At 34.9% G+C, this 21,682-nt stretch carries 19 protein-coding genes and 1 tRNA gene; all 20 read left to right on the forward strand.

Features of this window, described 5'->3' with window-relative positions:
- The first annotated feature begins 438 nt into the window (after window positions 1-438).
- On the forward strand, window positions 439-810 hold the full coding sequence (locus G634_RS0111165; RefSeq protein ID WP_026505367.1) for a DUF1622 domain-containing protein: 372 nt from the start codon (window positions 439-441) through the stop codon (window positions 808-810).
- Between the two features lie 6 nt (window positions 811-816).
- Window positions 817-1,533, forward strand: coding sequence for a hypothetical protein (locus G634_RS18915; RefSeq protein WP_196805356.1), 717 nt, complete (start codon window positions 817-819; stop codon window positions 1,531-1,533).
- A 330-nt stretch (window positions 1,534-1,863) separates the two neighbouring features.
- Window positions 1,864-1,947 (forward strand) — tRNA-Leu (locus G634_RS0111175).
- A gap of 346 nt (window positions 1,948-2,293) precedes the next feature.
- Complete coding sequence (locus tag G634_RS0111180; RefSeq protein ID WP_026505368.1) at window positions 2,294-2,935, forward strand: CDP-alcohol phosphatidyltransferase family protein; 642 nt, start codon at window positions 2,294-2,296, stop codon at window positions 2,933-2,935.
- A complete protein-coding gene (locus G634_RS0111185; RefSeq protein WP_051233860.1) occupies window positions 2,932-3,750 on the forward strand; it encodes a phosphatidylserine decarboxylase in 819 nt (272 codons plus the stop codon). Before G634_RS0111180 ends, G634_RS0111185 begins: the two co-directional genes overlap by 4 nt.
- A gap of 58 nt (window positions 3,751-3,808) precedes the next feature.
- Window positions 3,809-4,543: a phosphatase PAP2 family protein gene (locus G634_RS18920; RefSeq protein ID WP_035799793.1), complete on the forward strand. Its 735-nt coding sequence runs from the start codon at window positions 3,809-3,811 to the stop codon at window positions 4,541-4,543.
- 345 nt (window positions 4,544-4,888) lie between these two features.
- Window positions 4,889-5,479 carry a hypothetical protein gene (locus tag G634_RS20385; protein WP_155830572.1) on the forward strand — a complete coding sequence of 197 codons (591 nt, stop codon included), beginning with the start codon at window positions 4,889-4,891 and terminating at the stop codon, window positions 5,477-5,479.
- Window positions 5,480-5,569: 90 nt separating this feature from the next.
- Complete coding sequence (lepB, locus tag G634_RS0111200) at window positions 5,570-6,184, forward strand: signal peptidase I (RefSeq protein WP_035799779.1); 615 nt, start codon at window positions 5,570-5,572, stop codon at window positions 6,182-6,184.
- A 16-nt stretch (window positions 6,185-6,200) separates the two neighbouring features.
- Window positions 6,201-10,244 carry a Cna B-type domain-containing protein gene (locus tag G634_RS0111205; protein WP_026505371.1) on the forward strand — a complete coding sequence of 1,348 codons (4,044 nt, stop codon included), beginning with the start codon at window positions 6,201-6,203 and terminating at the stop codon, window positions 10,242-10,244.
- A gap of 63 nt (window positions 10,245-10,307) precedes the next feature.
- Complete coding sequence (locus G634_RS0111210; RefSeq protein WP_196805357.1) at window positions 10,308-11,885, forward strand: isopeptide-forming domain-containing fimbrial protein; 1,578 nt, start codon at window positions 10,308-10,310, stop codon at window positions 11,883-11,885.
- On the forward strand, window positions 11,885-12,724 hold the full coding sequence (locus G634_RS0111215; protein ID WP_026505373.1) for a class C sortase: 840 nt from the start codon (window positions 11,885-11,887) through the stop codon (window positions 12,722-12,724). Before G634_RS0111210 ends, G634_RS0111215 begins: the two co-directional genes overlap by 1 nt.
- A 1-nt stretch (window position 12,725) precedes the next feature.
- A complete protein-coding gene (locus G634_RS0111220; RefSeq protein ID WP_026505374.1) occupies window positions 12,726-13,847 on the forward strand; it encodes a Cna B-type domain-containing protein in 1,122 nt (373 codons plus the stop codon).
- Window positions 13,848-14,435: a sortase gene (locus tag G634_RS0111225; protein WP_051233866.1), complete on the forward strand. Its 588-nt coding sequence runs from the start codon at window positions 13,848-13,850 to the stop codon at window positions 14,433-14,435.
- 193 nt (window positions 14,436-14,628) lie between these two features.
- Complete coding sequence (locus G634_RS20390; protein ID WP_051233868.1) at window positions 14,629-15,192, forward strand: DUF6465 family protein; 564 nt, start codon at window positions 14,629-14,631, stop codon at window positions 15,190-15,192.
- Window positions 15,192-15,536: a hypothetical protein gene (locus G634_RS18935; RefSeq protein WP_051233870.1), complete on the forward strand. Its 345-nt coding sequence runs from the start codon at window positions 15,192-15,194 to the stop codon at window positions 15,534-15,536. The genes G634_RS20390 and G634_RS18935 overlap by 1 nt, the downstream gene beginning before the upstream one ends.
- Before the next feature lie 20 nt (window positions 15,537-15,556).
- The gene (locus G634_RS0111240) at window positions 15,557-16,564 is read left to right on the forward strand and encodes a deoxyguanosinetriphosphate triphosphohydrolase (RefSeq protein ID WP_026505376.1); all 1,008 of its coding nucleotides are present in this window, start codon (window positions 15,557-15,559) and stop codon (window positions 16,562-16,564) included.
- A 9-nt stretch (window positions 16,565-16,573) separates the two neighbouring features.
- Window positions 16,574-18,349 carry a DNA primase gene (gene dnaG / locus G634_RS0111245; RefSeq protein WP_026505377.1) on the forward strand — a complete coding sequence of 592 codons (1,776 nt, stop codon included), beginning with the start codon at window positions 16,574-16,576 and terminating at the stop codon, window positions 18,347-18,349.
- 207 nt (window positions 18,350-18,556) lie between these two features.
- Complete coding sequence (gene rpoD, locus G634_RS0111250; RefSeq protein ID WP_026505378.1) at window positions 18,557-19,795, forward strand: RNA polymerase sigma factor RpoD; 1,239 nt, start codon at window positions 18,557-18,559, stop codon at window positions 19,793-19,795.
- Between the two features lie 59 nt (window positions 19,796-19,854).
- Window positions 19,855-20,988, forward strand: a complete 1,134-nt coding sequence (locus G634_RS0111255) for an SGNH/GDSL hydrolase family protein (RefSeq protein WP_026505379.1) — start codon at window positions 19,855-19,857, stop codon at window positions 20,986-20,988.
- A gap of 5 nt (window positions 20,989-20,993) precedes the next feature.
- A complete protein-coding gene (locus G634_RS0111260) occupies window positions 20,994-21,569 on the forward strand; it encodes a prepilin peptidase (protein WP_026505380.1) in 576 nt (191 codons plus the stop codon).
- The last annotated feature ends 113 nt before the right edge of the window (window positions 21,570-21,682 follow it).

Here is a 21,682-nt window from a genome sequence, read left to right on the forward strand (position 1 = left end):
GATATGCCTACATACAGTTTGTGCAGATTTCAAAATGGCAAAACATACAACTGTGATCTTAACGCTTCGTATAATATAGCAGCCCGCTATTATATACGAGAAATTTTTAAATCCTGTTCGGTGACGGACAGGTTGGACATTGAGGCTAAAGTCCCTCAGTGCTCTAAGAGAAGCACCTGCACGTTGGCTGACCTTATTAGCTTAAATGCGGTCTTAGACAACATATTAGTTGCCTAAGTACTGAGTTTTAGCCGTATGGACAGAAACGCAGTCCGATGCCCTAAAAGGCAACCACAACGTAGATTGTGGCAATAGGAAGCACGCGACTTTAGTCGTGTGAGGCTTCACGTAACATGTTCACATGCATTCGTCAAAATAGATATCAAAATGTTATAATAAAGAAGAGAGTGTCAACAAATGGTTCAGAAAGGAGTCTTTATGGAAACGTTTTATTATGAAGCAGAGCACATATTGCACTACATAGTTGAATTTTCTACACTTCTTCTTGAAATGTTTGGTATTTGTATTCTTGTTTTCACAGCTCTTAAGAGTTTTGTTTTTTGGCTCAAGAAAGATGATTCGATAAGACTGGAACTTGCACAGGGAATTGCCCTTGCACTGGAATTCAAGCTAGGAGGAGAGGTGCTTAGAACTGTTGTAGTCAGAGAATGGTCAGAGCTTGGAATACTTGGTGCAATTATTGCTCTTAGAGCAACACTCACATTCCTTATTCATTGGGAGATAAAAAATGAAGAGAAGGCTTTAGAGCCTAAATTAGAGAAAAATAAAGAAAAGGAAAGCGAAGAATAAGTAATAATGGTAGGAAACAGATCACTTGACTTTTTAGAGCAGATTAAAAATTCATCTATTCCTCATGGAAAAGAGAAAGCATCGTTAAAGAAAGAAGATAAACATAATAATGCAAAATCAGAAGAACTAATTGCGGTAATTGACACTGAGACTAACTGGGATAATGAAGTTATGAGTGTTGGAGTGGCGATAGGAGATTCTAAAAGTTTTGAGTGCCTGGATGTGAAATATTATATCTTTGAACGTGAAAGCATCCGTGGGGGAATGTTCTCGAATGTGTTATATGGAAAGTCAGGAGTGGAAGATATTAAATGTACTAGAAAAGTAGCTATGATTGATTTGAAAAAATACTTGGAAGCTCGGAATATTACTAAAATATATGCTTACAATGCTAAATTTGACTATGGACATCTGCCAGAATTGGCTGATTTTGCGTGGCATGACATCATGAGACTTGCGGCCTATAAACAATATAATGCTTCAATTCCTCAGAATATGGAATTTTGTAAGACTGGGCGACTGAAAAGAGGCTATGGAGTAGAAGAAATCTTAAGAATGCTGAAGAAGGATAATAGTTATAATGAGGTACATAATGCAGCAGCAGATGCTAGAGATGAACTTTTGATCATGAAGCTTCTTGGCCATTCAATTGATATGTATAGGTTCTTGTTTTCATCAGGAAAATCAAGAACCGTACCAGACCAAAATTTGTCGTTAAGATAAATTTTGTCCTGCAAAGCAGGATTCTTGCTGATGATTATCCTAAATCTCAGCAAGAAGTCATAGATTTTGGTAACTTCGTTCTAAAAACTATGCAAACTGTTCTTTTTTAGTGCTAAGCCTTGGAGCGGTTTGCCACTTGGTTTTTGTTCTCGCGAAACTCGAATCAAAACGAATTAACATAATAATAAATTTGTATGTGTTATGTATTTAGCGCCTTTTTAGCAGAAAAAATAAATAAACGAAAAAAAGTTTGTAAATTATTGTTGACGTTTGGGAAAATTCTTGCTATTATAAACAAGTCGTCGCGAGAGATGAACGCGATGATTGTTCGCGGAAGTGTCGGAATTGGCAGACGAGCAAGACTAAGGATCTTGTGATAGTTATATCGTGAGGGTTCAAGTCCCTTCTTCCGCACTAGTTTGCAAGGCTTCAGAGCACTAGAGAAGGGAGTGCTTTGAAGCTTTTCTTTTGCAAAAAAATAAACAAAACAATTTATCGGATAGTTTGTCACTACTTACTGATAAGAAAATTACTTCATAAGGTGATATAGGTTATGATTACTTTTGAGGTTGATAGCATATGCTTTTTAATCTAATTTTAAGCAATACTTAGTATGATTCTAATTACTGTTTACAAGTAGTGGTTAGTAAACAATTTTTGCTTATTTGGAATAAAGTGACGAATGACGATAACTGTTTTGAACCAAAAGAGGGAGTATAATACTCGTAGTTTTATAGAATTTTGGAGGAGATTGTTACCGATGAAGACGAAAAAGATGCTTGGATACTATGATTATACTGTTGTTCTGACTTATGTTGGAATGTTGTGCGCATTTACATCTATTTTGATGGCTATTAACTGTAATTTTCTTGATTCGGTTATGCTTTTGATGTTGGCTGGATTGTGTGATATGTTCGATGGAACAGTTGCTTCAACCAAGGAGAGAAGCTTTAGTGAGAAGCGTTTTGGTATCCAGATAGATTCATTGAGTGATCTTATTAGTTTTGGAATTATGCCTGCTATTTTTGTATACATGATTTCTGAGAAAAATTTTGCTATTGGAATTGTATCTTCGTTGTATGCTCTTTCTGCTTTGATTAGACTGGCTTACTTCAATGTATTAGAAGAAGAGAGACAGAATCATACTTCAGAGAAGAGATCTGTATTTCAGGGAGTACCAGTTACAACGATTGCTATATTACTTCCGGTTATTTACATTTTAAATGTTGAGAATAGATTTAAGAGTTTTATTCCATATGCAGTTTTATTATGTTTTTGTGGAATTGGATTTCTTTCTCCAATAGAAGTTAAGAAGCCTAATCTTGTTGGAAAAATCTGTCTTATTATTGTTGGACTTGCAGAGGCTTTTGGGATTTTCTTTGTAGGATGGAAGCTGGCATGAAAGAGTCATTGTCTGTAAGATTTTTATATGGAACAGTACTTGGTAGATTTTTTTTAAAGATTTTGATTGACCCTAGAATTTCAAAAGTTTTTGCAAAGTACATGTCTTCAAAGTACTCTAAGGTAATAATACCGTGGTTTGTTAAAAAGAATGGTATTAATATGGACAGGTTTATTATCCCTAAGGGTGGATATAAATCGTTTAATGATTTTTTTACAAGAAAGCTTAAGGTAGTACCGTATATAGATGACAAAGCACAACTTATTTCTCCTTGTGATGGTTATCTTACTGTTAAAGATATAGATGATGATTCTGTTTTTGAGATTAAACATAGCAGATATGATCTTAGACGTCTTTTAAAAAGTAAGAAGCTTTCGAAGGAATTTAAAGGTGGCACTGCTCTTATCTTTAGATTGACACCTTGTCATTACCATAGATATGATTTTTGTGCTGATGGCAAGATTGAGGCTTTTCGCAAAATAAAGGGAGTTTTGCATTGCGTAAGACCAATTGCGGTAGGTAAGCTGAATGTTTTCTCGCAGAATTCTAGAGAATACATTGTTATGAAATGTGATGACAATAGAAAAGTCATTCAAATGGAAGTTGGGGCAATGCTTGTAGGGAAAATTGCTAATTCTAAGAACTCTGAACCTTCTTCGGTTGTTAAGAAGGGAGAAGAAAAGGGCTTTTTTGAATACGGCGGTTCTACAATTATTGTGTTATTAAATGAAAAAGTGAAAGTCAACAGGGATATTTTGGCAAGGGAAAAAGTTGGAAATGAGATACCTGTGATGATTGGGGAATCATTACTGTGAAACTTGGATAAATATTATTGAAAGACAAGTTTTCAATAATGATAAGTGGGAAAATAATATGAAGATAAATGGATTTTTTAAAAAGTATTGGGAAAGATTTAAAAAAGCAATTCACAGTCCTGTATTGTTATTTTTACTTAGTTCGATTGCTTTACATATGATTACATACTTCGGAACCCGTTTGTTTACAAAGAAAATGGAACATTTTGACATGACGACTATGTTGGATGACAAAATTCCATTTGCATCCTGGACCATAATTATTTATTTTGGGTGCTATTTGTTCTGGGGAATCAATTATGCGTTTGGTTGTCTTCAGGATGAGGAAGAAGCAGAAAAGTTCCTAAGTGCTGATTTCATAGCAAAATTCGTTTGTCTTATTTGCTTCGTGGTCATACCTACTACGAAATCAAGACCAGTACCTTCAGATGATGGAGTATTCAATCTTGCAATGGTTTTTCTGTATAGAATAGATGCAGCGGATAATCTGTTTCCATCGATTCATTGTTTGACAAGTTGGTTTAGTGTTATAGCAATTAGAAGACAGAATGATATACCAAAAGCATATAAATATTTTTCTGTTTTATTTACACTAGCTATTTGTATATCAACCCTCACAACGAAGCAACATGCAATAGTTGATACTATTTCGGGTGTGATGTTAGCAGAGGCTAGTTACCAGTTTGTATGTAGATATGATTTTGTATCTGGTTATAAAAAAGTTTTGGTTAGCATTAAAGATAAAGTTGTCCGAAAGAAGCGGAAAGGTTATAAATACCGTGACGCGGCTTGAGCGACAAAAATAGTGATTTAAAACTATCGCTTCCTGGAATTAGAAGAATAAGCGTTAAGCTTACTTTTAATTTCAAGAAGCTTTTTTATTGTGTTTTTTTATCAAGTAGGTGATTCTTTCTTTGGAAAGATTTTCATGGCCACATTATTTTTGAGAATCATTTTTAACTTGCAAGATGGATTTTCTAAAATAATGACTATTTATATTCAAATATAAGTATATATGGTTGTAAAAAACTCACAAAAAGAAATTTTTTTGTAAATGCGTGAGCTTTTTGTGATAATATTAAAGTCATTAATAGATGTGTGTTCAAAATTGAAAAGTATTGAGCAAGGAAAAAGAAATATGTCTAAGTTAGATTTGAAGAAACTAAGCAGAGCACAGCTTTTGGAAATGATGCTTAAGTTTTCCGAAGATGCCGAAGCAGCTGCTGAAAGAGAAAAAAACTTATTAGAACAGTTTGAAAAAGAAAAAGAACAAATTTTGCAGGAAAGTGCTAAGGAACGGAGCATGCTCATTGAAAACTTTGATTTAGAAAGAAGTGAAATGCGTCAAAAGTTTTCAGAGCAAAAGGCGATAATGCAGGAAAAATTTGATAAGGATATTTCTGGTCTTAAAGCAAGGCTTGAGAGAGAAAAAAAGCAGATGCAATGCGAAGTAGACGATTCACTTAGAAAGATTGAGAATTCCCAATCACTTGCAGAGGCATCTATTCAGCTTGGAGGAATAATGGAAGCTGCGCAGAAGGCTGCTGATTTATATGTTTCAACAATCGAAAACAAAGCAAAAGAAGAATATGAAGACTTTAAAAGAGAAATGTACGAAACAAAACGCGGATTAGAACAGTTAGAAAGAGACACAATTATAAAATGTCAGAAAATGGAAGATGAAACAAGGCTAAAATGCAGCAAGATGAGTAGAGCTGCTGGAATTTAGCTAGGTTAGAGAAAACTTGCATCTAATTGCTTGTGTAGGGATATATAAAGACAGTATGTGTATAGATAGAAACGAAATATGAGTTCAATTATGTCAGAAAAAATATCTAATGAAAAAAAAGAAGAGATTCAAAAGCCAAGTGCAGATGAACTGAGAAAAGAGCTAATAAGAATTCAGAAAAAAAGTGAATTTAGGAAAACTTTAAAACAGGCAATATTTGCAGTGTTAGTAGCTGGTGCTATTGCTGTTCTTATTTCAAGCTTTTTTGTTACGGTTTTGCGAATAAGCGGTAATAGTATGTATCCATCTTTAGAAACAGGAGAAATAGTGTTGGCGCGCAATACAGAAGATTTTCAGGTTGGCGAGATGATTGCTTTTTATTATAACAACAAAGTTCTGGTTAAAAGAGTAATAGGATCACCTGGAGATTGGATAAATATTGACGAGGCAGGTAATGTTTCGATTAATGGTAATCCAATAGAAGAGGACTATTTAGTTACTAAGAAAAGTCTGGAACCGACGGATATAAAATTTCCATATCAGGTGCCTGAAAACAGGTATTTTGTTTTGGGAGATAACAGGAGTGAATCAATAGATTCAAGATCTAATTCGGTAGGATGCGTTACAAAAGAACAACTTATAGGAAAGGTATTTTTTAGAGTATATCCATTTGGGAGAATGGGGATACTGAAAACTGGAAAATAAAATCAGGGATGATAATATGCGAAAAAGAGACGAAGATTGGGCTAAACTCTATCTGAGCATAAAAAAGAATAAAAATCTAGTTTTAAGAATAATGCTTTTGGTAGTAGCTGTAGCTGTTATTACCACAATGTACATTCTTCATAAGTCTGCGTCTGCACTTACTAGTGATTCTACAGGTGAAGTTGGAATGGTTCTTGATACAGATTCTAATGATGAAAGAAACAGTGAGACTAATGAAGATGTACAAACAGAAGATGAACAAGATAAAAGTGAAGAAAAAAGTCAAGAAGAGTATGGTTCTTTAAGTCAAAATGATGAAGGCAAGGTAAATCCAGGGAATAACGAAGAACAACAAGAAAATAGCAAAAATGATTTGGCATCACAATCAGATAGTGCAGTGAATGAAGTATCATCCGATAAAGGAATGTCTGTTAAAGATGCTTCGGATAGTTCGAGTTTGGAAAGTACAGATGACTTATCAAACAGTTCAGTTTCTGCCTCTTCTAAAGATAAAGAAATCAAGGAGCAAAATAAGGCTATTGTTTACTCTTTGTATGTTGATAAAGATGGACAGATTATTTATCGTAAAAATGGCGAAGATAAAAGTGTTCTCAGTATTAAGGATAAACTTGATTTAAGCAAGGCTCCAAGAGAAATTGAAGGATATAAGTACCTACATTCTAAAATTGGAGATGTTAAGATCAAGAATATTTTTAAGAACAAAACGGTAAGTGATAAATCTCATACAGCATCGACTGTTGATAAAGAAGAAAATTCTTCTTTTTTTTATGAAACAGAAGATGCGACCGTTGCTGAAATCAAAGAAGATACAGATATTTGTTTTGTTTATCAAAAACAAGAAGAAAGAGTTAAACGAATTTATTCATATCAGGATTCAAAAGTTAAGGTTACAGCAATTCTAGAAAAGCCGGAAGCGCTTCCAGATGATGCAAAGCTGAGGGTAACACCTGTTACAATGCATTCAGAAGAGTACAATTACGAAGCTTATATGGAATCGCTTAATAACAATTCAAAGGCTATTGCTAAATCAAATGATTCAAAAGAAATAAAATATGATGAAACAAATACTTTGCTCTATGATATAGCTTTCTTTTTGGATGATAATGAAATCGAACCTGAGGCTGGAAGCGTAAAGATAAATGTTGAATTTATTTCTAATCAGTTGAAAGAGAATATTAGTGCTAAGGAAAAAGACTCAGTAGAAATAGTTCATCTTCCGGTTTCAGAAGATAAGAAAAGTGATGACAATTTAAACATAAAAACAAGTGATATCACAGCAAGTGATATTAAAGCAGAGCCGCTTACAAATGGAAATGTGGATATAGACAAAGAAAAAGCAAGTTTTGAACTCGATAGCTTCTCAATAGTAGCATTTACCACTAAAACAGGTGTTTATGTTAATCCTTATTCTTTGCAAAAAGGAATGGATGTTGGTATCGATTATTCTTTCGGAGATGCCAAGTATTTTGGAATTGTTGCAAACGAAATTCAAAAAATGGCACATATGGATTCAAATGTTGCAACCAAAAAATTCTATGGCGATGGCGGAAATATAACTCTTGGAGCATATACGGGTAATAATAATCCTGGTGTATGTTACCTCGGAGAAGTCGGATGCGGTATTAGAGTTGACAGAGGAAATGTATATGTTCCTTCGAAAGATGCCTATAAAGTTAATGTATCGTATGGATATAGAAAAATAACTGATTTAGACACTTCTTTGATAAACTCTTACATTGACCAGATGAATCAGAAAATAGCAGAAACGTCATGGCAGATGTATTATCAAAGCGATTGGAATGTGTACAAAACCAATACACCAGATCAGAACTCGACAGAGGTTGATATTTCTAAAAGCGGAGATGGAACTTATTATATAGCAACAGATGATTATTTTGGAAAATATTGGAAATCTGTTCAAAATGGAGGCTTATCCATTAAAAAAAGGAAAAACCAGAAAATTGTTTTCAATATTTCATTAGAACAAGTGTCAATTCCAAGGTTTTATGTAGAAGTAACTGATGGAGAAGGAAGATTTGAATCGACTTCTCAGTCAGGAAGTGCAGTTCAAAGAGAATCAGAATCAATTATATTCAATATGCCATATGCAAAAAGTGTCGATACTGATGGAGGAGTTTTGGGAATCTTCGTTGCACCATATGCAGAAATGAAGATTTCAGGTACATCTTCAGGATGGGCATTTGTTAATAAGCTGTGCAATAACGGAAATGAATGGCACTGCGTCTGGAGAAATATGCCAAAGGATATTCCAACTCCGAATTTGCAGAAAAAAACAGTTCCGGCAAAATTGATTATGTATGCTCAGAAACTCGTTGACGATCATCCGGCATATGATAATCAAAAGTATAATTTCAACGCAAAACAGTTTAAGGTTGACAGCAATGGAAACAGTAAATATTTTGGAAATCCTATAGTCGTTCAGAACAATAAAGGAATAATAACCTTTGATTTTGGAAATGTTGAAAAAGAGGGAGATTATTACTACAGAATATATGAAGAAAAGGGTAATGACCCGGAATGCACATATGACAATAGCGTTTACCTTGTTCATTTCAAGGTCTGCAAAAAAGTGGAAGGTAATTTAACAACGTACTATGTTGCAGATAATGGCCCAGATTTTCATGCAATTGGTCACATGTCTAATCCTTCAGAAGCTTCATGGTCAACGGTACTTGCCGGAAGATCATATAATTGCAAGGAAATTATTTTTTACAATTACACTTCGGTGAGAGTTCTTTTCAAAAAAATGTGGATTAATGGAGGAGCAAAGCTTCCTTCACCAAATGAAGTTGATTTCAAACTCTATTACAGAGCTGAAGATGATTGGCAGATAAAAGAAGTGCCTAAGAGCATTCTTAATAAAAGGCCTACCATGGAAAGAACTGATACAACTATTTGGAAGTGTCAGTGGACAGGACTTCCATCGAGGATAAATGGTAAGAAAGTGCGCTACCTTGTTAAAGAAACAAAGATTCCACAAGGGTATCTTTCTACAACAGGAGAAGTGAATGAATTTTCTTCTGTAGCCAATTATTCATGGGCAAATGAGAGTAATGAAGCATGGATAACGAATATTCATTATATAAAATATACAGTGAATAAAAAGTGGGAGAACGATTCAGAGAAAAATAGATGGGATAAAGTTCATGTTGTCCTTAAGTGGTCACTTGATGGCAAAAATTGGAATGATAAAGGCGTAAAGCTAGTTGACAATAATGAGGTTATGACAGATAGATGGGAAGCTGATTTAACAGCCAATAATAATTGGAGCTATACCTTCGAGAACTTGCCGCTTGGAAATTGCAGCGGTCAGACTTATCAGTATAAAGTTTTTGAGTATTATCAGGATAAGAATGGCAACTTGACTGAAATGCAACAATATGATGTTGAAAAAGGTGGCGGAAATCAGGTTGAAGGTTATTTTCTTGTTGGCTACAAGGATGAGATAGTAGATCAGGATGGAAATCATCAGGTCACTTTAACTAATGCATCTACATCAGTGACCATTAACAAAGACTGGGTATTTAAGGGCGAAAAGCTTGATGCTTCTTCTGAAAAAATAAAAGGAAGAATAGCTTATTTCAAGCTTATGTCAACAAGTAAAGCGAATAGAAATGTTCCAATCTGGGTAGATTTAAATGGTGATGGAAAAGGTGATCTTATAGCTTTGTCAGAGGAAAATAACTTTGAAGCTACATTTAATGGATTGCCTGTAAATGTTGGAAAATATTCTGTTGCATACTATTTTGTCGAAACAGATCAATATGGAAATGAAATAACAGACAACGTAAGGTACTTTGACAGAACTGGCACTGCTACAAACGTAGCAGGAAACTGCTGGAAAAACTTTTACAAAACAATAAAACTAGAGTATCGCTGCGAGAACACGCTTTCAAACTATGAGCTTCCTGAAACAGGAGGAAAGGGTACTAAGAAGTGGCACGTAGTTGGAATAATTATGATACTAATCTCTTTGACAATTTTTTTGGTAAAGAGTAGAAGCTTAAGGGAATATTGATGTTGCATTAACAAGAGATTATGTGGGAATGAATGATTTTTCATGGAAGGAAAAAAGAAAAAAATGAACAGAATTAAGAAATTTGTAACTGCTGTTATGGCTTCAAGCATGGTTTGCGGTATGGGAATCGGAAACATTGCATATGCTGTTGGTAATGGTTCAATAACAGTAAGTAGTGCTGTTAAAGGACAGGAATACAAGATTTATAGAATGATGGACTACAATTCTCTTGGAAATCCAGGTACACAAGGTCATGCAGTTGGTAATTATTCTCCAGCTTCAATGACATGGGAAAACTTTATCGCAAATAATCTTGGCGAGTATTTTACTCTTAGCTACGGTGCAGACAACAACAGCTGTTCAGATGACTTGGTACAGTGGATAGATAGAGGAAGTGATATTGCTAATCAAGAAGCTGCAAAGCAGATGGCTAAAAAGGTCTCTGAATATTTGGAAAATGCCGATACTTCAGATCTTGTTCTTGCAGGAAACAGCGTAGCAGGCGATAACGGAACTGTAAATTTCACAAACCTTGATATGGGTTATTATGTACTTTCTTCTCAAGTAGGTACTGTACTTAGTATTGAAACTACAAATCCACATGCTGATGTTGTTGAAAAGAACACTCCTTCAACAATCGATAAAGCAGTTGAAGAGGATTCTACAAAAGAGTTCGGTGATTTCGATGATGCAGCAGTAGGTGAAGTAGTAAACTTTAAGTCTAATATCCATCTTGATAAGAATGCCAGCAAGGGAGTAATCTACGACGTAATGCAGGAAGGTCTTACACTTGTAAAAGAAGGTGAGAATAAGGTAAGAGTTTCCGGACTTACAGAAGGAACAGACTATACTGTTGATTACGATGTTGAAAAAGATGGTGAGATTTGTACATTCGTAGTTACATTCTCTGATTCTTATATGAAATCAAGAAATGGCCAGGAAGATTTTGAACTTCTTTATTCTGCTGTGTTGAATGAGAAAGCAGTTGTTGGTACAGGTGTTGAGAACAAGACACGTCTTGAGTACAAAAATGGAACATTTACAGAATGGGATAAGACTAAGACTTATACATATGATTTCAAGCTTCACAAGTATGGTGATGATAGCAGAAATCTTAAGGCTGACTTCATGCTCTTTAAAGGAGCTCTTTCAGATGAAGAGTACAGAAAAGTTCTTGAACTTAAAACTTTTGAAAATGTAAAAAATGACGCAAATCTTTCCCAAAAGTTAGTGACTTTTGATGTTAAAGATGGTGTATATAACGTTAATGAAAACGGAAATGGAACAAGCGCAGTTATTACTACAACAGAGTCTGGTATGGCAAATCTTCATGGATTTGATGCTGATGGACTGTTCTCGTTAGTAGAGCTTTCTGTTGAAGATGGATATAACATCTATGATGGCGTTATTACAGTTAATCTTAATAGACAAAATGGTACTACAATTGATGGAACCTATTCTGTAACATCAAATGCTGATGATAATGTTGAGCAGTACACAGTTGATATTTTGAATAAGAAGGGTACACTTCTTCCTTCAACTGGTGGAATAGGAACAAGAATTTTCTATATGGTTGGTGGTTCAATGGTTCTTTTGGCTGTTGTAACACTTCTTGCAAAGCGTAAAGTGACAAAGGAGTAATGCGTAATTTTTTTAAAAAATATCTGGCTAATTTAATACTTGTTTTGATACTTGTGAGTGGACTTGGAATAGTTCTTTATCCGTCTGTAAGTAATTATATTAATTCAAAACATCAAAGCAAAGCTATTGATAATTATTCGAAGCAGCTTGCGAATGTAAAGCCTGCAGATTTTGAAAAGTTTTGGAAAGAAGCTGAGGCGTTTAATAAACGCCTCGCGGATCAGAAGACGAGTTTTGAAGTTACTGATAAGACTTTGGCAGAATATAACAAGCTTTTAGATCCCACCCAAACAGGAATAATGGGATATTTGGAGATAGAGAATATTGGTGTTAATCTTCCGATTTATCATGGCGTAGAAGAGACTACTCTTGCAGTTGGAATAGGACATCTTCCAGGATCATCGTTGCCTACTGGTGGTGAAAGCACTCATACTGTATTATCCGGTCATAGAGGACTTCCTTCTTCGAAACTTCTGACAGACTTAGATCAAATGATAGTTGGAGATGTTTTTCTTGTTCATGTTATGGATAAGACTTTTGCATATCAGGTTGATCAGATAAACATTGTATTGCCAGATGAAACTTCTCTTTTGTCAGTTTCAAAGGGAGAAGATTATTGTACTCTTGTAACATGCACTCCTTATGGTGTTAATACTCATAGGCTTCTTGTGCGTGGCAAGCGTATAGAATATGAGAGTCAAAACTCGATTATTGTTGCTGATGCTGTACGTTTCACACCGGTAATGGTAGCACCATTTATTGCTGCACCGATTTTGTTTGTTGCGTTTTTAATTGCACTTATCAGGACATCGAGCAAAGGAACTGGGACTCGAGGTTAATATGAATTGTTTTTTTGAAAAAAAGATAAAAAATTTCATAAGGAAAATATCCAAAGTTTTTTCGTTTGTTTTGGTAATAGTTCTCGTTTCTTTATTCTATGAAACTTATGCTTTTGCAAATGGTAGTATTGATACGAGCAAAAAAGGAACTCTTTGTCTTAAATATCAATATGATACAGAGAGTTTGGCGAATGTGACGGTTAAAATATATCAGATTGCAAAGATAAAAGAAAATGCAAGCTTTGTATTATTGCCTCCTTATAATGATAAGAATCTTTTTCCAATAACAGATATAAACTCTATTACTAGGAATGAAGAGTGGGATTTGGTAAAAACTCCTATTGAGTCATATATATATACTAATAAAGTTGCTGAAACAAAAAGCAATGTTTCTGATATAAGTGGAGAGGCTCTTTTTTCTGATTTGGAACTTGGAATTTATCTTGTTGTAACAAGTCCGCTTAAGCTTGATGACTGCACTTATACATTTAGTTCTTTTTTTGTATCTATTCCGCAGAATGTAAATGATACTCAGAATATAGATGCTAATTTTATTAGTTACAATGTAGTAGGCGTTCCTAAGTGTGAAAAAATAATTCATCCAAAGAAAAAAGAGTATTTACTCATGAAAAGATGGATGGATTTGGGAAATGAGAATAAAAGACCTCGAAAAATTGAAGTAGAACTGTATTTAAATGGTGAAAAATATGATACTGTGACTCTTGATTCGTCTAATGGATGGTCATATCATTGGGAGTCTGATGAAGGAAGCAAATGGTCAGTTGCAGAAAAAGTCCCAGAGAATTATACGGTTATGGTAGATAGTAATAAAGAAACATTTATTATAACAAATACATATCCTGATTCTCCCCAAAAACCAGGAAAACCCGACAAGCCACAAAATCCGGAACAGCCTAATGAGCCAGATAAGCCAAGAACTCCGGTTGAAGAAGTTCTTGGAGTTTCAAGAAGAGTTATTACAGGAGATGATACTCCGGAAGTTTTAGGAAGAAGAAGACTTCCTCAAACAGGACAGGAATGGATGCCTGTATTTGCTCTTGCGATTATTGGGATACTATTGTTTGTATATGGCTTTCATAGCGAAAGGAATAAAGATATTTAAATGGTAACAAAAGGCAGAATCTGCATGCTGATAGGGATAATTCTAATGTTTCTTTCGGCTTGTTTTGTGATTAGAAATATCAAGGAAAATGAAAAAGCTGGAAAAAGTTCATCAAAGTATTTGGATGCAGTGAAAGCACAGATTCCAGGTAATTATTCAGGCTATCAGGCAACCGTAAAAAAAACTGGTGAAATGCCAGCTATAGAATCGGAGGGATATTCTTTTATAGGAACGATTAAGATTCCATCTTTGTCTATAGAACTTCCGGTTCAAAGTAACTGGTCTTCAATAAATGCCAAAAAATCTCCGTGTAGATACGTTGGTTCAGTATATGAGAATAGTCTTATAATTGCTGGTCATAACTACGATAGGCATTTTGGGAGACTTAAGATGCTTAACAGTAAGGATAAAATAATTGTAACTGATACCCTTGGAAATGAGTTTGGTTATGAAGTTGTCTCAATTGAAATAATTGGAGCAGAAGATGTTGATAAGATGCTTGAGGGTGATTGGGATTTAACTGTGTTTACATGTACTATAGGTGGAGCAAACAGGGTAACAGTAAGATGTAAGTCAGTACAAAAATAAAACATATCAAAAAAATTGATCAAAATCTTTATAAAAAATAAAGTCTTGGCTGGTTTAAATATTATATAAAAAATTAAGGTAAAAAGTCGAAGTAGTTGAAAAAATGTGTTATAATTGAGACATTCGATTTTTTGCTTGTTTTTATATGCGAAAAAATACTTTTAACTTGCTTATCTTTTGTGGAGGACTTGCTATGGCTTATAAGAGTGCTGATAACAATGGTAACAATGAGAATAAAGTAAAAAAGTTTGTAAATTCTGTTTCAGAGGTTGCAAAGCCATATATTGATAAGGCTACACCATATGTAGAGAATGCTGTTAAAAATGCAGCTCCTGTTGCTAAGGATTTGAGGAGTAAGGCAGAGCCTGTTATGGAGAATATTAGGACAAAGGCAGAACCGGTTGTTGAAGAGATTATCTCCAAGACTGAGCCGGTTGTAGAAACGCTTAAGACTAAGGCTGATCCATATCTAAAGAAAGCAAAGAAGGCAACTGAACCTGCATCACGCATGGCAAAGATTGTTACAGATGATCTTTCAGAAAATGCTGCAAAGAAAGCAATAAAAAGTGAAATTTTTCTTCAATACAATGATCATGAGATCAGGTCTGAAGATATTCTCGAGAAAGCCAGACTTGATTATATAAATAAAGGTCATAAATTGTCAGAAATTCATGATATGCAAGTGTATATTAAACCTAATGAAGCAAAAGCTTTTTATGTAATTAATAATCAAGATACAGGACGTATAGAGTTTTAATGGGAAACGATGAACTTAAGATAAAGAAAAAAGATTTTTTTCCACTACGTCACTATGATTATGGTGAAGCGTATTTTGGCAGTTATAAGGGAATGCGCTATCGATTGGCACGCGAGCCACTGGAAAATGTCGTATTTACACCGGTTGATCAAAGGTCCAAGGCGAGCTTATTAGCGTCAGTCTGGAAAGAGCCATATGCTTATGGTTATATGAAAAAGGACGACTTGACATCGGAAATGTTTGAAATATCCGAAGAAGGCTTCGATAAAGCTATTCGATGGATAAATGAGCAGTATGATATGCGAAAAGATGAATGGAGCAAAGACTCTAGCATACTAGACTGATATATGGAGAGGGAAGATAATTGATCATACGAGAGGCTTTAGAAAAGAGAGAGTTGGAGACTTTAAGTCCTTATGCAACGATGAGCTCGAATTCTAAGGGGAGAGTCAGGCCGGAAGAATTATGCGATATCAGACCTTGTTTTCAAAGAGATAGGGATAGAATATTGTATTCGAAATCTTTTCGTAGATTAAAAGATAAAACACAAGTTTTCCTCACCCCAGATGGAGATCATTACAGGACTAGAATGACGCATACCCTTGAGGTTGCGCAGAATGCAAGAACAATAGCAAGGGCACTTAGATTAAATGAAGATTTAACAGAGGCAATCGCTCTTGCACACGATTTAGGTCATACACCTTTTGGACATGCAGGGGAGCGTGCACTTAGCAATGTGTGTCCACTTGGTTTTAAACATAATGAGCAGAGTCTTCGAACAGTCGAAATATTGGAGAAAAACGGCAAGGGACTTAATCTTACATGGGAAGTTCGTGATGGTATACTAAATCATGAACTTGATTTAATGCCAGCTACGTTAGAGGGGAAGATTGTTCGACTTTCTGATAAAATTGCTTATATTCACCATGATATGGATGATGCAATTCGTGGAAGAATCCTATCGGAATCTGATGTTCCGGAGAGCATCTGTAAAGTTGTAGGCAGAAGTATTCATGAATGGCTTGATACATTTATTCATGATATAGTAGAGAACAGTTATGGTGAAAATGACATAAAAATGTCAGAAGAAGTTGGCGAGGCTATGCTTAATCTTAGAAAGTTTATGTTTAGTCATGTCTATACTAACCCCGTTGCCAAAAGCGAAGAAGGAAAAGCTGTAGATTTAGTAAGGACTTTGTATGAATACTATTTAAAACATGAGGATTTATTTCCTATGTATCTTCTTCGTTTAATTGAAAATGGAGAACCAAAAGAAAGAATTACATGTGACTACGTGGCGTCGATGACGGATCGTTTTGCAATAGCGCGTTATCAGGATTTATTTATTCCAAAGTCGTGGTCAGTTTATTAAAGGAAGAAAATGCAGTTTAATCATGATTTAGTAGAAGAAATTCGCTCAAAATGCGACATAGTCGATATAATAGGTAAATATGTTCATTTAGAGAAAAAAGGCAATAGCTATATGGGGCTTTGTCCTTTTCATAACGAAAAGAGTCCTTCTTTTTCTGTTTCCAAAACCAAACAAATATATCATTGCTTTGGCTGTGGAAAAGGCGGTGACGTTTTTACTTTTATACAGGAATACAATAACATGACATTTCCTGAAGCACTTGAGGATTTAGCCAAAGAGTGTGGAGTAGAACTGCCGGAAGTCACAGATAATCCTGGAGCTGTTGAACAGAGGAATAAAAGACAATTACTTTTAAATATAAATAAAGAAGCTGCAAAATATTATTATAAGCAATTAAGAAGTGAGAGAGGAAAAGCAGGGCTTGAATATTTTCGTGACAGAAAACTTTCTGATGCTACAATGCAGCGATTTGGTCTTGGATATTCAGGCATTTCAGGTAAAGAAATTGTTACATACCTGAAGGCTAAAGGATATAAAGATAGTGACATAATAGAGGCAGGTTTGGCATCTTTTGATGAAAAGTTTGGAACACACGATAAGTTTTGGAATCGGGTTATGTTTCCAATCATGGATGCAAGTCAGCATGTAATAGGATTTGGCGGGCGAGTTATGGGTGATGGAAAACCAAAGTATTTGAATTCGCCCGAAACACCTGTTTTTGACAAAAGTAGAAATCTTTATGGTTTGAATTATGCTAAGAATGCAAATAAAGGACATCTTATTTTGTGTGAAGGCTACATGGATGTAATAGCCATGCATCAAGCTGGATTTACAGAGGCTGTTGCATCGCTGGGAACAGCGTTTACTTCAGGTCAGGCACAGATTTTAAAGCGCTATACAAATGAAATCATCTTATCATATGATAGTGATGGTGCAGGAGTTAAAGCAGCACTTAGAGGAATAGAAATTCTCAAAGAAGTTGGATTAAGGGGAAAGGTGCTTAATCTTGAACCTTACAAGGATCCTGATGAATTTATCAAAAATGAAGGAAGTGAAGTTTTTGCGCAGAGAATTAAAGAAGCAGAGAATACTTTCTTTTTTGAAATAAGAATGTTACAGAGGCAGTTTGATATGTCTGATCCTGCATCAAAAACACAGTTTCAGAGAGAAATTGCAAAAATGCTTTGCCAGTTTGAAGAAAATCTCGAACGAGAAAATTATACACAGGCTGTAGCAGCAAGATTTAATATACCGGTGAAAGATTTAAAAGCTTTAGTTGTATCTGTGGCAGCTACCGGTATACCAAGAAAAAATTTAGAAAAACCAAAGAATTCTTATGTTAAGAAGACAGACCCTGCCGATACAATATTAAAGTCACAAAGAGTTTTGTTGACATGGCTTGCAGATGAACCTACACTGTATACGGTAGTAAAAAAATATATTAAAGTAAGTGATTTTACAGATGATTTATATCGTAAAGTTGCCGAAAAAATGTTTGAAGGTTTGGATGAAGGAAGTTTTCTTCCAGCAACGGTTGTATCTCTTTTTTCAGAAACTAAGGATCAGGCAAAAGTAGCTGAAATATTCAATACTAACCTGATAAGAATTGAAACTAAAGATGAAAAAGAGAAAGCCATGCATGATATTATCATGAATATTCGTACGACATCGTATGAAAAGCAGATGAAAGAGTTACAGCTTGATAACGCAGACGCAATTACATTAACTATCGAGGGTAAAAAAGAACTCGAAAAACTGGCGCATACTCGCATATCACTGGACTAAATTTTTTGTACGTACGATATTCGTAACATAGGTAGTAAAATAGCAAATATTTTTGGAAAAGGAAGCTATATAACAGTGGATAATGAAAATTTTTTTAACGACATTGATTTAATGGATGATGATTTTGAAATTGAACCAAAAGTTCCTAAAAAGACAACTTCTAAGTCTAAAAAGGGAAAGAATGACAGCGCAGCTCAAAATGGTGAGATGGATGAAGCTTCTCTTGAGAAATTCAAAGAGAAATTAAAAGAGCTTCTTGCTCGTGCAAAAAAGAAAAAGAATGTTCTTGAATATGATGAAATCAGTGACTTTTTTGCTGATTTGAATCTTGATGAGGAACATCTTGATAAGGTTCTTGAAGTGTTAGAACAGTCTGGAATCGACGTACTCAGAATGTCTGATGATACAGATGATGTTGTAGATGATGATGATGAGATAGATCTTTCTGATGAAGAAGAAATCGATATGGCTAGTATCGATCTTTCTGCTCCGGAGGGAATCAGTATTGAAGATCCGGTACGTATGTACCTTAAGGAAATTGGTAAAGTACCGCTTTTGTCTGCAGATGATGAGATTGAACTTGCAAGACATATGGAAGTGGGGATGGTTGCCGAAAAGCTTTTGAAGGCATCTGATCGTTCTAAAGTTAAATTAAAAGATGAAGAAAAAGCCATGGTAGAAGGCAAGACTGATAAAGAACTCAAAGATCTTGTGTACTATGGTAATGATGCCAAGAATAAGCTTGCAGAAGCTAACCTTAGACTTGTTGTAAGTATTGCAAAGCGTTATGTAGGAAGAGGCATGCTTTTCCTTGACCTTATTCAGGAAGGAAACCTTGGTCTTATCAAGGCTGTTGAAAAGTTTGATTTCCGTAAGGGATTTAAGTTTTCCACCTATGCAACATGGTGGATTAGACAGGCAATAACTCGTGCTATTGCTGATCAGGCAAGAACAATTCGTATTCCTGTACACATGGTTGAGACAATTAATAAACTCATCCGTGTCAGCAGGCAGTTGCTTCAGGAACTTGGTCGTGAACCCACACCAGAAGAAATTGCAAAAGAGATGAGCATGCCGGTTGATAGAGTTCGTGAGATTCTTAAGATTTCACAGGAACCTGTTTCACTTGAAACACCTATTGGTGAAGAGGAAGATAGCCATCTTGGTGACTTTATTCAGGATGATAATGTACCTGTACCTGCAGATGCAGCTGCATTCACTCTTCTTAAAGAGCAGCTTGGAGAAGTTTTAAGCACTCTTACAGAAAGAGAGCAGAAAGTTCTTCGTCTTCGTTTTGGTCTTGATGATGGAAGAGCTAGAACTCTCGAGGAAGTTGGTAAAGAATTCAACGTAACCAGAGAGCGTATCCGTCAGATTGAGGCTAAGGCACTTAGAAAACTTCGTCACCCAAGCCGTAGCCGTAAGCTTAAGGATTATTTGGATTGATGTTTTTTATACACTAACTTTTCTTTCGCATTTAGGTCATAACATAAAAGGAGACAATTATGCGTCGTAACCTAATCCGAAAAATATTAGTGATATTTCCAGTATTGGCAGGGGTAATCTTTTTATCTCTGCCAGCTGTTAGTGTGGCTGATGATTCTGATAGTTTCTCCGTAGAAGATTCACAGGACGAGGGAGTATCAGGTGATTTGACAAAAGCAAATGAAATGCCGGCATTTGTTGAGAATGGTCCAACTGATTATGTTCAGGGAAAGTTTGGAAAAAAGCCGCAGATAGTTGTTTTTGGCGATAGTCAATTTGATAGAGATCGTACAAGCAGTGGACTTGCTTCACGTCTTGCCATCTATACTCATTCACAGGTCTTTAATTGTGCAATGGGGGGGTCTATGGCATCTTCATCCAATGATAATAATGGAATAGTGGATATTGCAGAGGTGATACAAAATATAAAGAATCCAATAGATGTATTTACTTCTGTTTTTCCTTATTATGCTTATAATGGTTGTGATTTATCCAAGACAGATATATTTATAATTGAGTATGGAATAAATGACTACATGAACGATGTACCTATATGGGGGAATGATAGATACAGCTATTATGGTGCACTTGATAGTGGAATAAAAATGTTAAAAGAAAGTTTTCCGCTTTCAAGCTTCATCATTACTGGACCATCTGAGTGTGAGATTGTAGATGATGATGGTAATATTATAGGAAATGGATGCGATGCAAGTAACAGCTATGGGACAGTAGAAGACTATGCCAAGGCTGCTCAAGCTGTAGCGCAGGTAAATGGTATCATATATGCGGATATATATTCGCTTACAAAAGAAAGTAATCCTGAAAGTGGCAAGAATCTTAAACTTGATAGAGATGGTGTTCATTTTTCTGATTTTGGAAAAGAGGCAGTTTCAAGGAAACTTTCAAAAATATCAATTTCGTTACTAGGGTATGATAGTATTATTGTAGATACGACAATAGCACTGATAAATGGAATATCTTTGTATGAAGTATCAAGAATGATTGAATATCCTTACAATAGTGATTTTTTCAATGCATACGATTACTATGCATTAAACCCTGATGTAAGAATTATAATTGGGACAAATCCGGATGATTTGTTCATTCATTATGTCTGCACGGGAATGAATGAAAATCGTATAGCACATTATTAGTTTTTATGTTTTTTATTGTTGTTTTTTTAGTCGGATTATTATCAGGTATTACTATAGATTCAGTTTCCAGAGAAAATTTAGGAGCAAAATCTGTTTGCAAAAGCATTTTTTCTGGATTATTTATAGGTTTAATTTTATTATTAACATATTTCTATTTTGAATTTGCATGGATTTTAAAAGTATTAGCGGCATATATTCTTATTAATATTTCTATTGTCGATTTTAAGACGTATAAAATTCCCTTATTATTCAATGTTTTTTTATTTATACTTGGAATATTCAGTTGCATTGATTGCAAAGAAAATGTATCAGACAAGATACAGGCATTAATACTGGTAGGCGGTGCTTTTATTTTGTTATATAAGTTTACTAAGGGCAGAGCAATTGGAGGAGGAGATGTTAAATTAGTAGTATCAACTTCACTTCTTCTTGGGTTTGAAAGACAGTTATGGGCTATTTTTGCAGGATTAATAATAGCCTGCCTTTGCTATTTTATTTTTTTGAAGAAACAAAATAGCAAAAAAATATTAGCTTTAGGACCTTTTTTGTCAATTGGAATAATATTTATGATTTTTAAATAAAAATATTTGCATGAACATTCAGTCTATGTTATTCTATAATCTTGCATTGGGGTGTTACGTTTATTTATCATCAATCTGCAGGTGTACAAAAAATATTTTTCAGGCTTAATATG

Origin of the sequence: Butyrivibrio sp. NC3005 (genome assembly GCF_000424545.1) — a bacterium.
GTDB lineage: Bacteria > Bacillota > Clostridia > Lachnospirales > Lachnospiraceae > Butyrivibrio.

Coding starts and splice junctions, on each gene's coding strand:
- G634_RS0111180 (WP_026505368.1), top strand. CDS start 2,294: ATGAAGACGAAAAAGATGCTTGGATACTATGATTATACTGTTGTTCTG.
- G634_RS0111260 (WP_026505380.1), top strand. CDS start 20,994: ATGTTTTTTATTGTTGTTTTTTTAGTCGGATTATTATCAGGTATTACT.
- dnaG (WP_026505377.1), top strand. CDS start 16,574: ATGCAGTTTAATCATGATTTAGTAGAAGAAATTCGCTCAAAATGCGAC.
- G634_RS0111210 (WP_196805357.1), top strand. CDS start 10,308: ATGAACAGAATTAAGAAATTTGTAACTGCTGTTATGGCTTCAAGCATG.
- G634_RS0111185 (WP_051233860.1), top strand. CDS start 2,932: ATGAAAGAGTCATTGTCTGTAAGATTTTTATATGGAACAGTACTTGGT.
- G634_RS18915 (WP_196805356.1), top strand. CDS start 817: ATGGTAGGAAACAGATCACTTGACTTTTTAGAGCAGATTAAAAATTCA.
- G634_RS0111165 (WP_026505367.1), top strand. CDS start 439: ATGGAAACGTTTTATTATGAAGCAGAGCACATATTGCACTACATAGTT.
- G634_RS0111220 (WP_026505374.1), top strand. CDS start 12,726: ATGAATTGTTTTTTTGAAAAAAAGATAAAAAATTTCATAAGGAAAATA.
- lepB (WP_035799779.1), top strand. CDS start 5,570: ATGTCAGAAAAAATATCTAATGAAAAAAAAGAAGAGATTCAAAAGCCA.
- G634_RS0111205 (WP_026505371.1), top strand. CDS start 6,201: ATGCGAAAAAGAGACGAAGATTGGGCTAAACTCTATCTGAGCATAAAA.
- G634_RS18935 (WP_051233870.1), top strand. CDS start 15,192: ATGGGAAACGATGAACTTAAGATAAAGAAAAAAGATTTTTTTCCACTA.
- G634_RS0111255 (WP_026505379.1), top strand. CDS start 19,855: ATGCGTCGTAACCTAATCCGAAAAATATTAGTGATATTTCCAGTATTG.
- G634_RS18920 (WP_035799793.1), top strand. CDS start 3,809: ATGAAGATAAATGGATTTTTTAAAAAGTATTGGGAAAGATTTAAAAAA.
- G634_RS20385 (WP_155830572.1), top strand. CDS start 4,889: ATGTCTAAGTTAGATTTGAAGAAACTAAGCAGAGCACAGCTTTTGGAA.
- G634_RS0111225 (WP_051233866.1), top strand. CDS start 13,848: ATGGTAACAAAAGGCAGAATCTGCATGCTGATAGGGATAATTCTAATG.
- rpoD (WP_026505378.1), top strand. CDS start 18,557: ATGGATGAAGCTTCTCTTGAGAAATTCAAAGAGAAATTAAAAGAGCTT.
- G634_RS0111215 (WP_026505373.1), top strand. CDS start 11,885: ATGCGTAATTTTTTTAAAAAATATCTGGCTAATTTAATACTTGTTTTG.
- G634_RS20390 (WP_051233868.1), top strand. CDS start 14,629: ATGGCTTATAAGAGTGCTGATAACAATGGTAACAATGAGAATAAAGTA.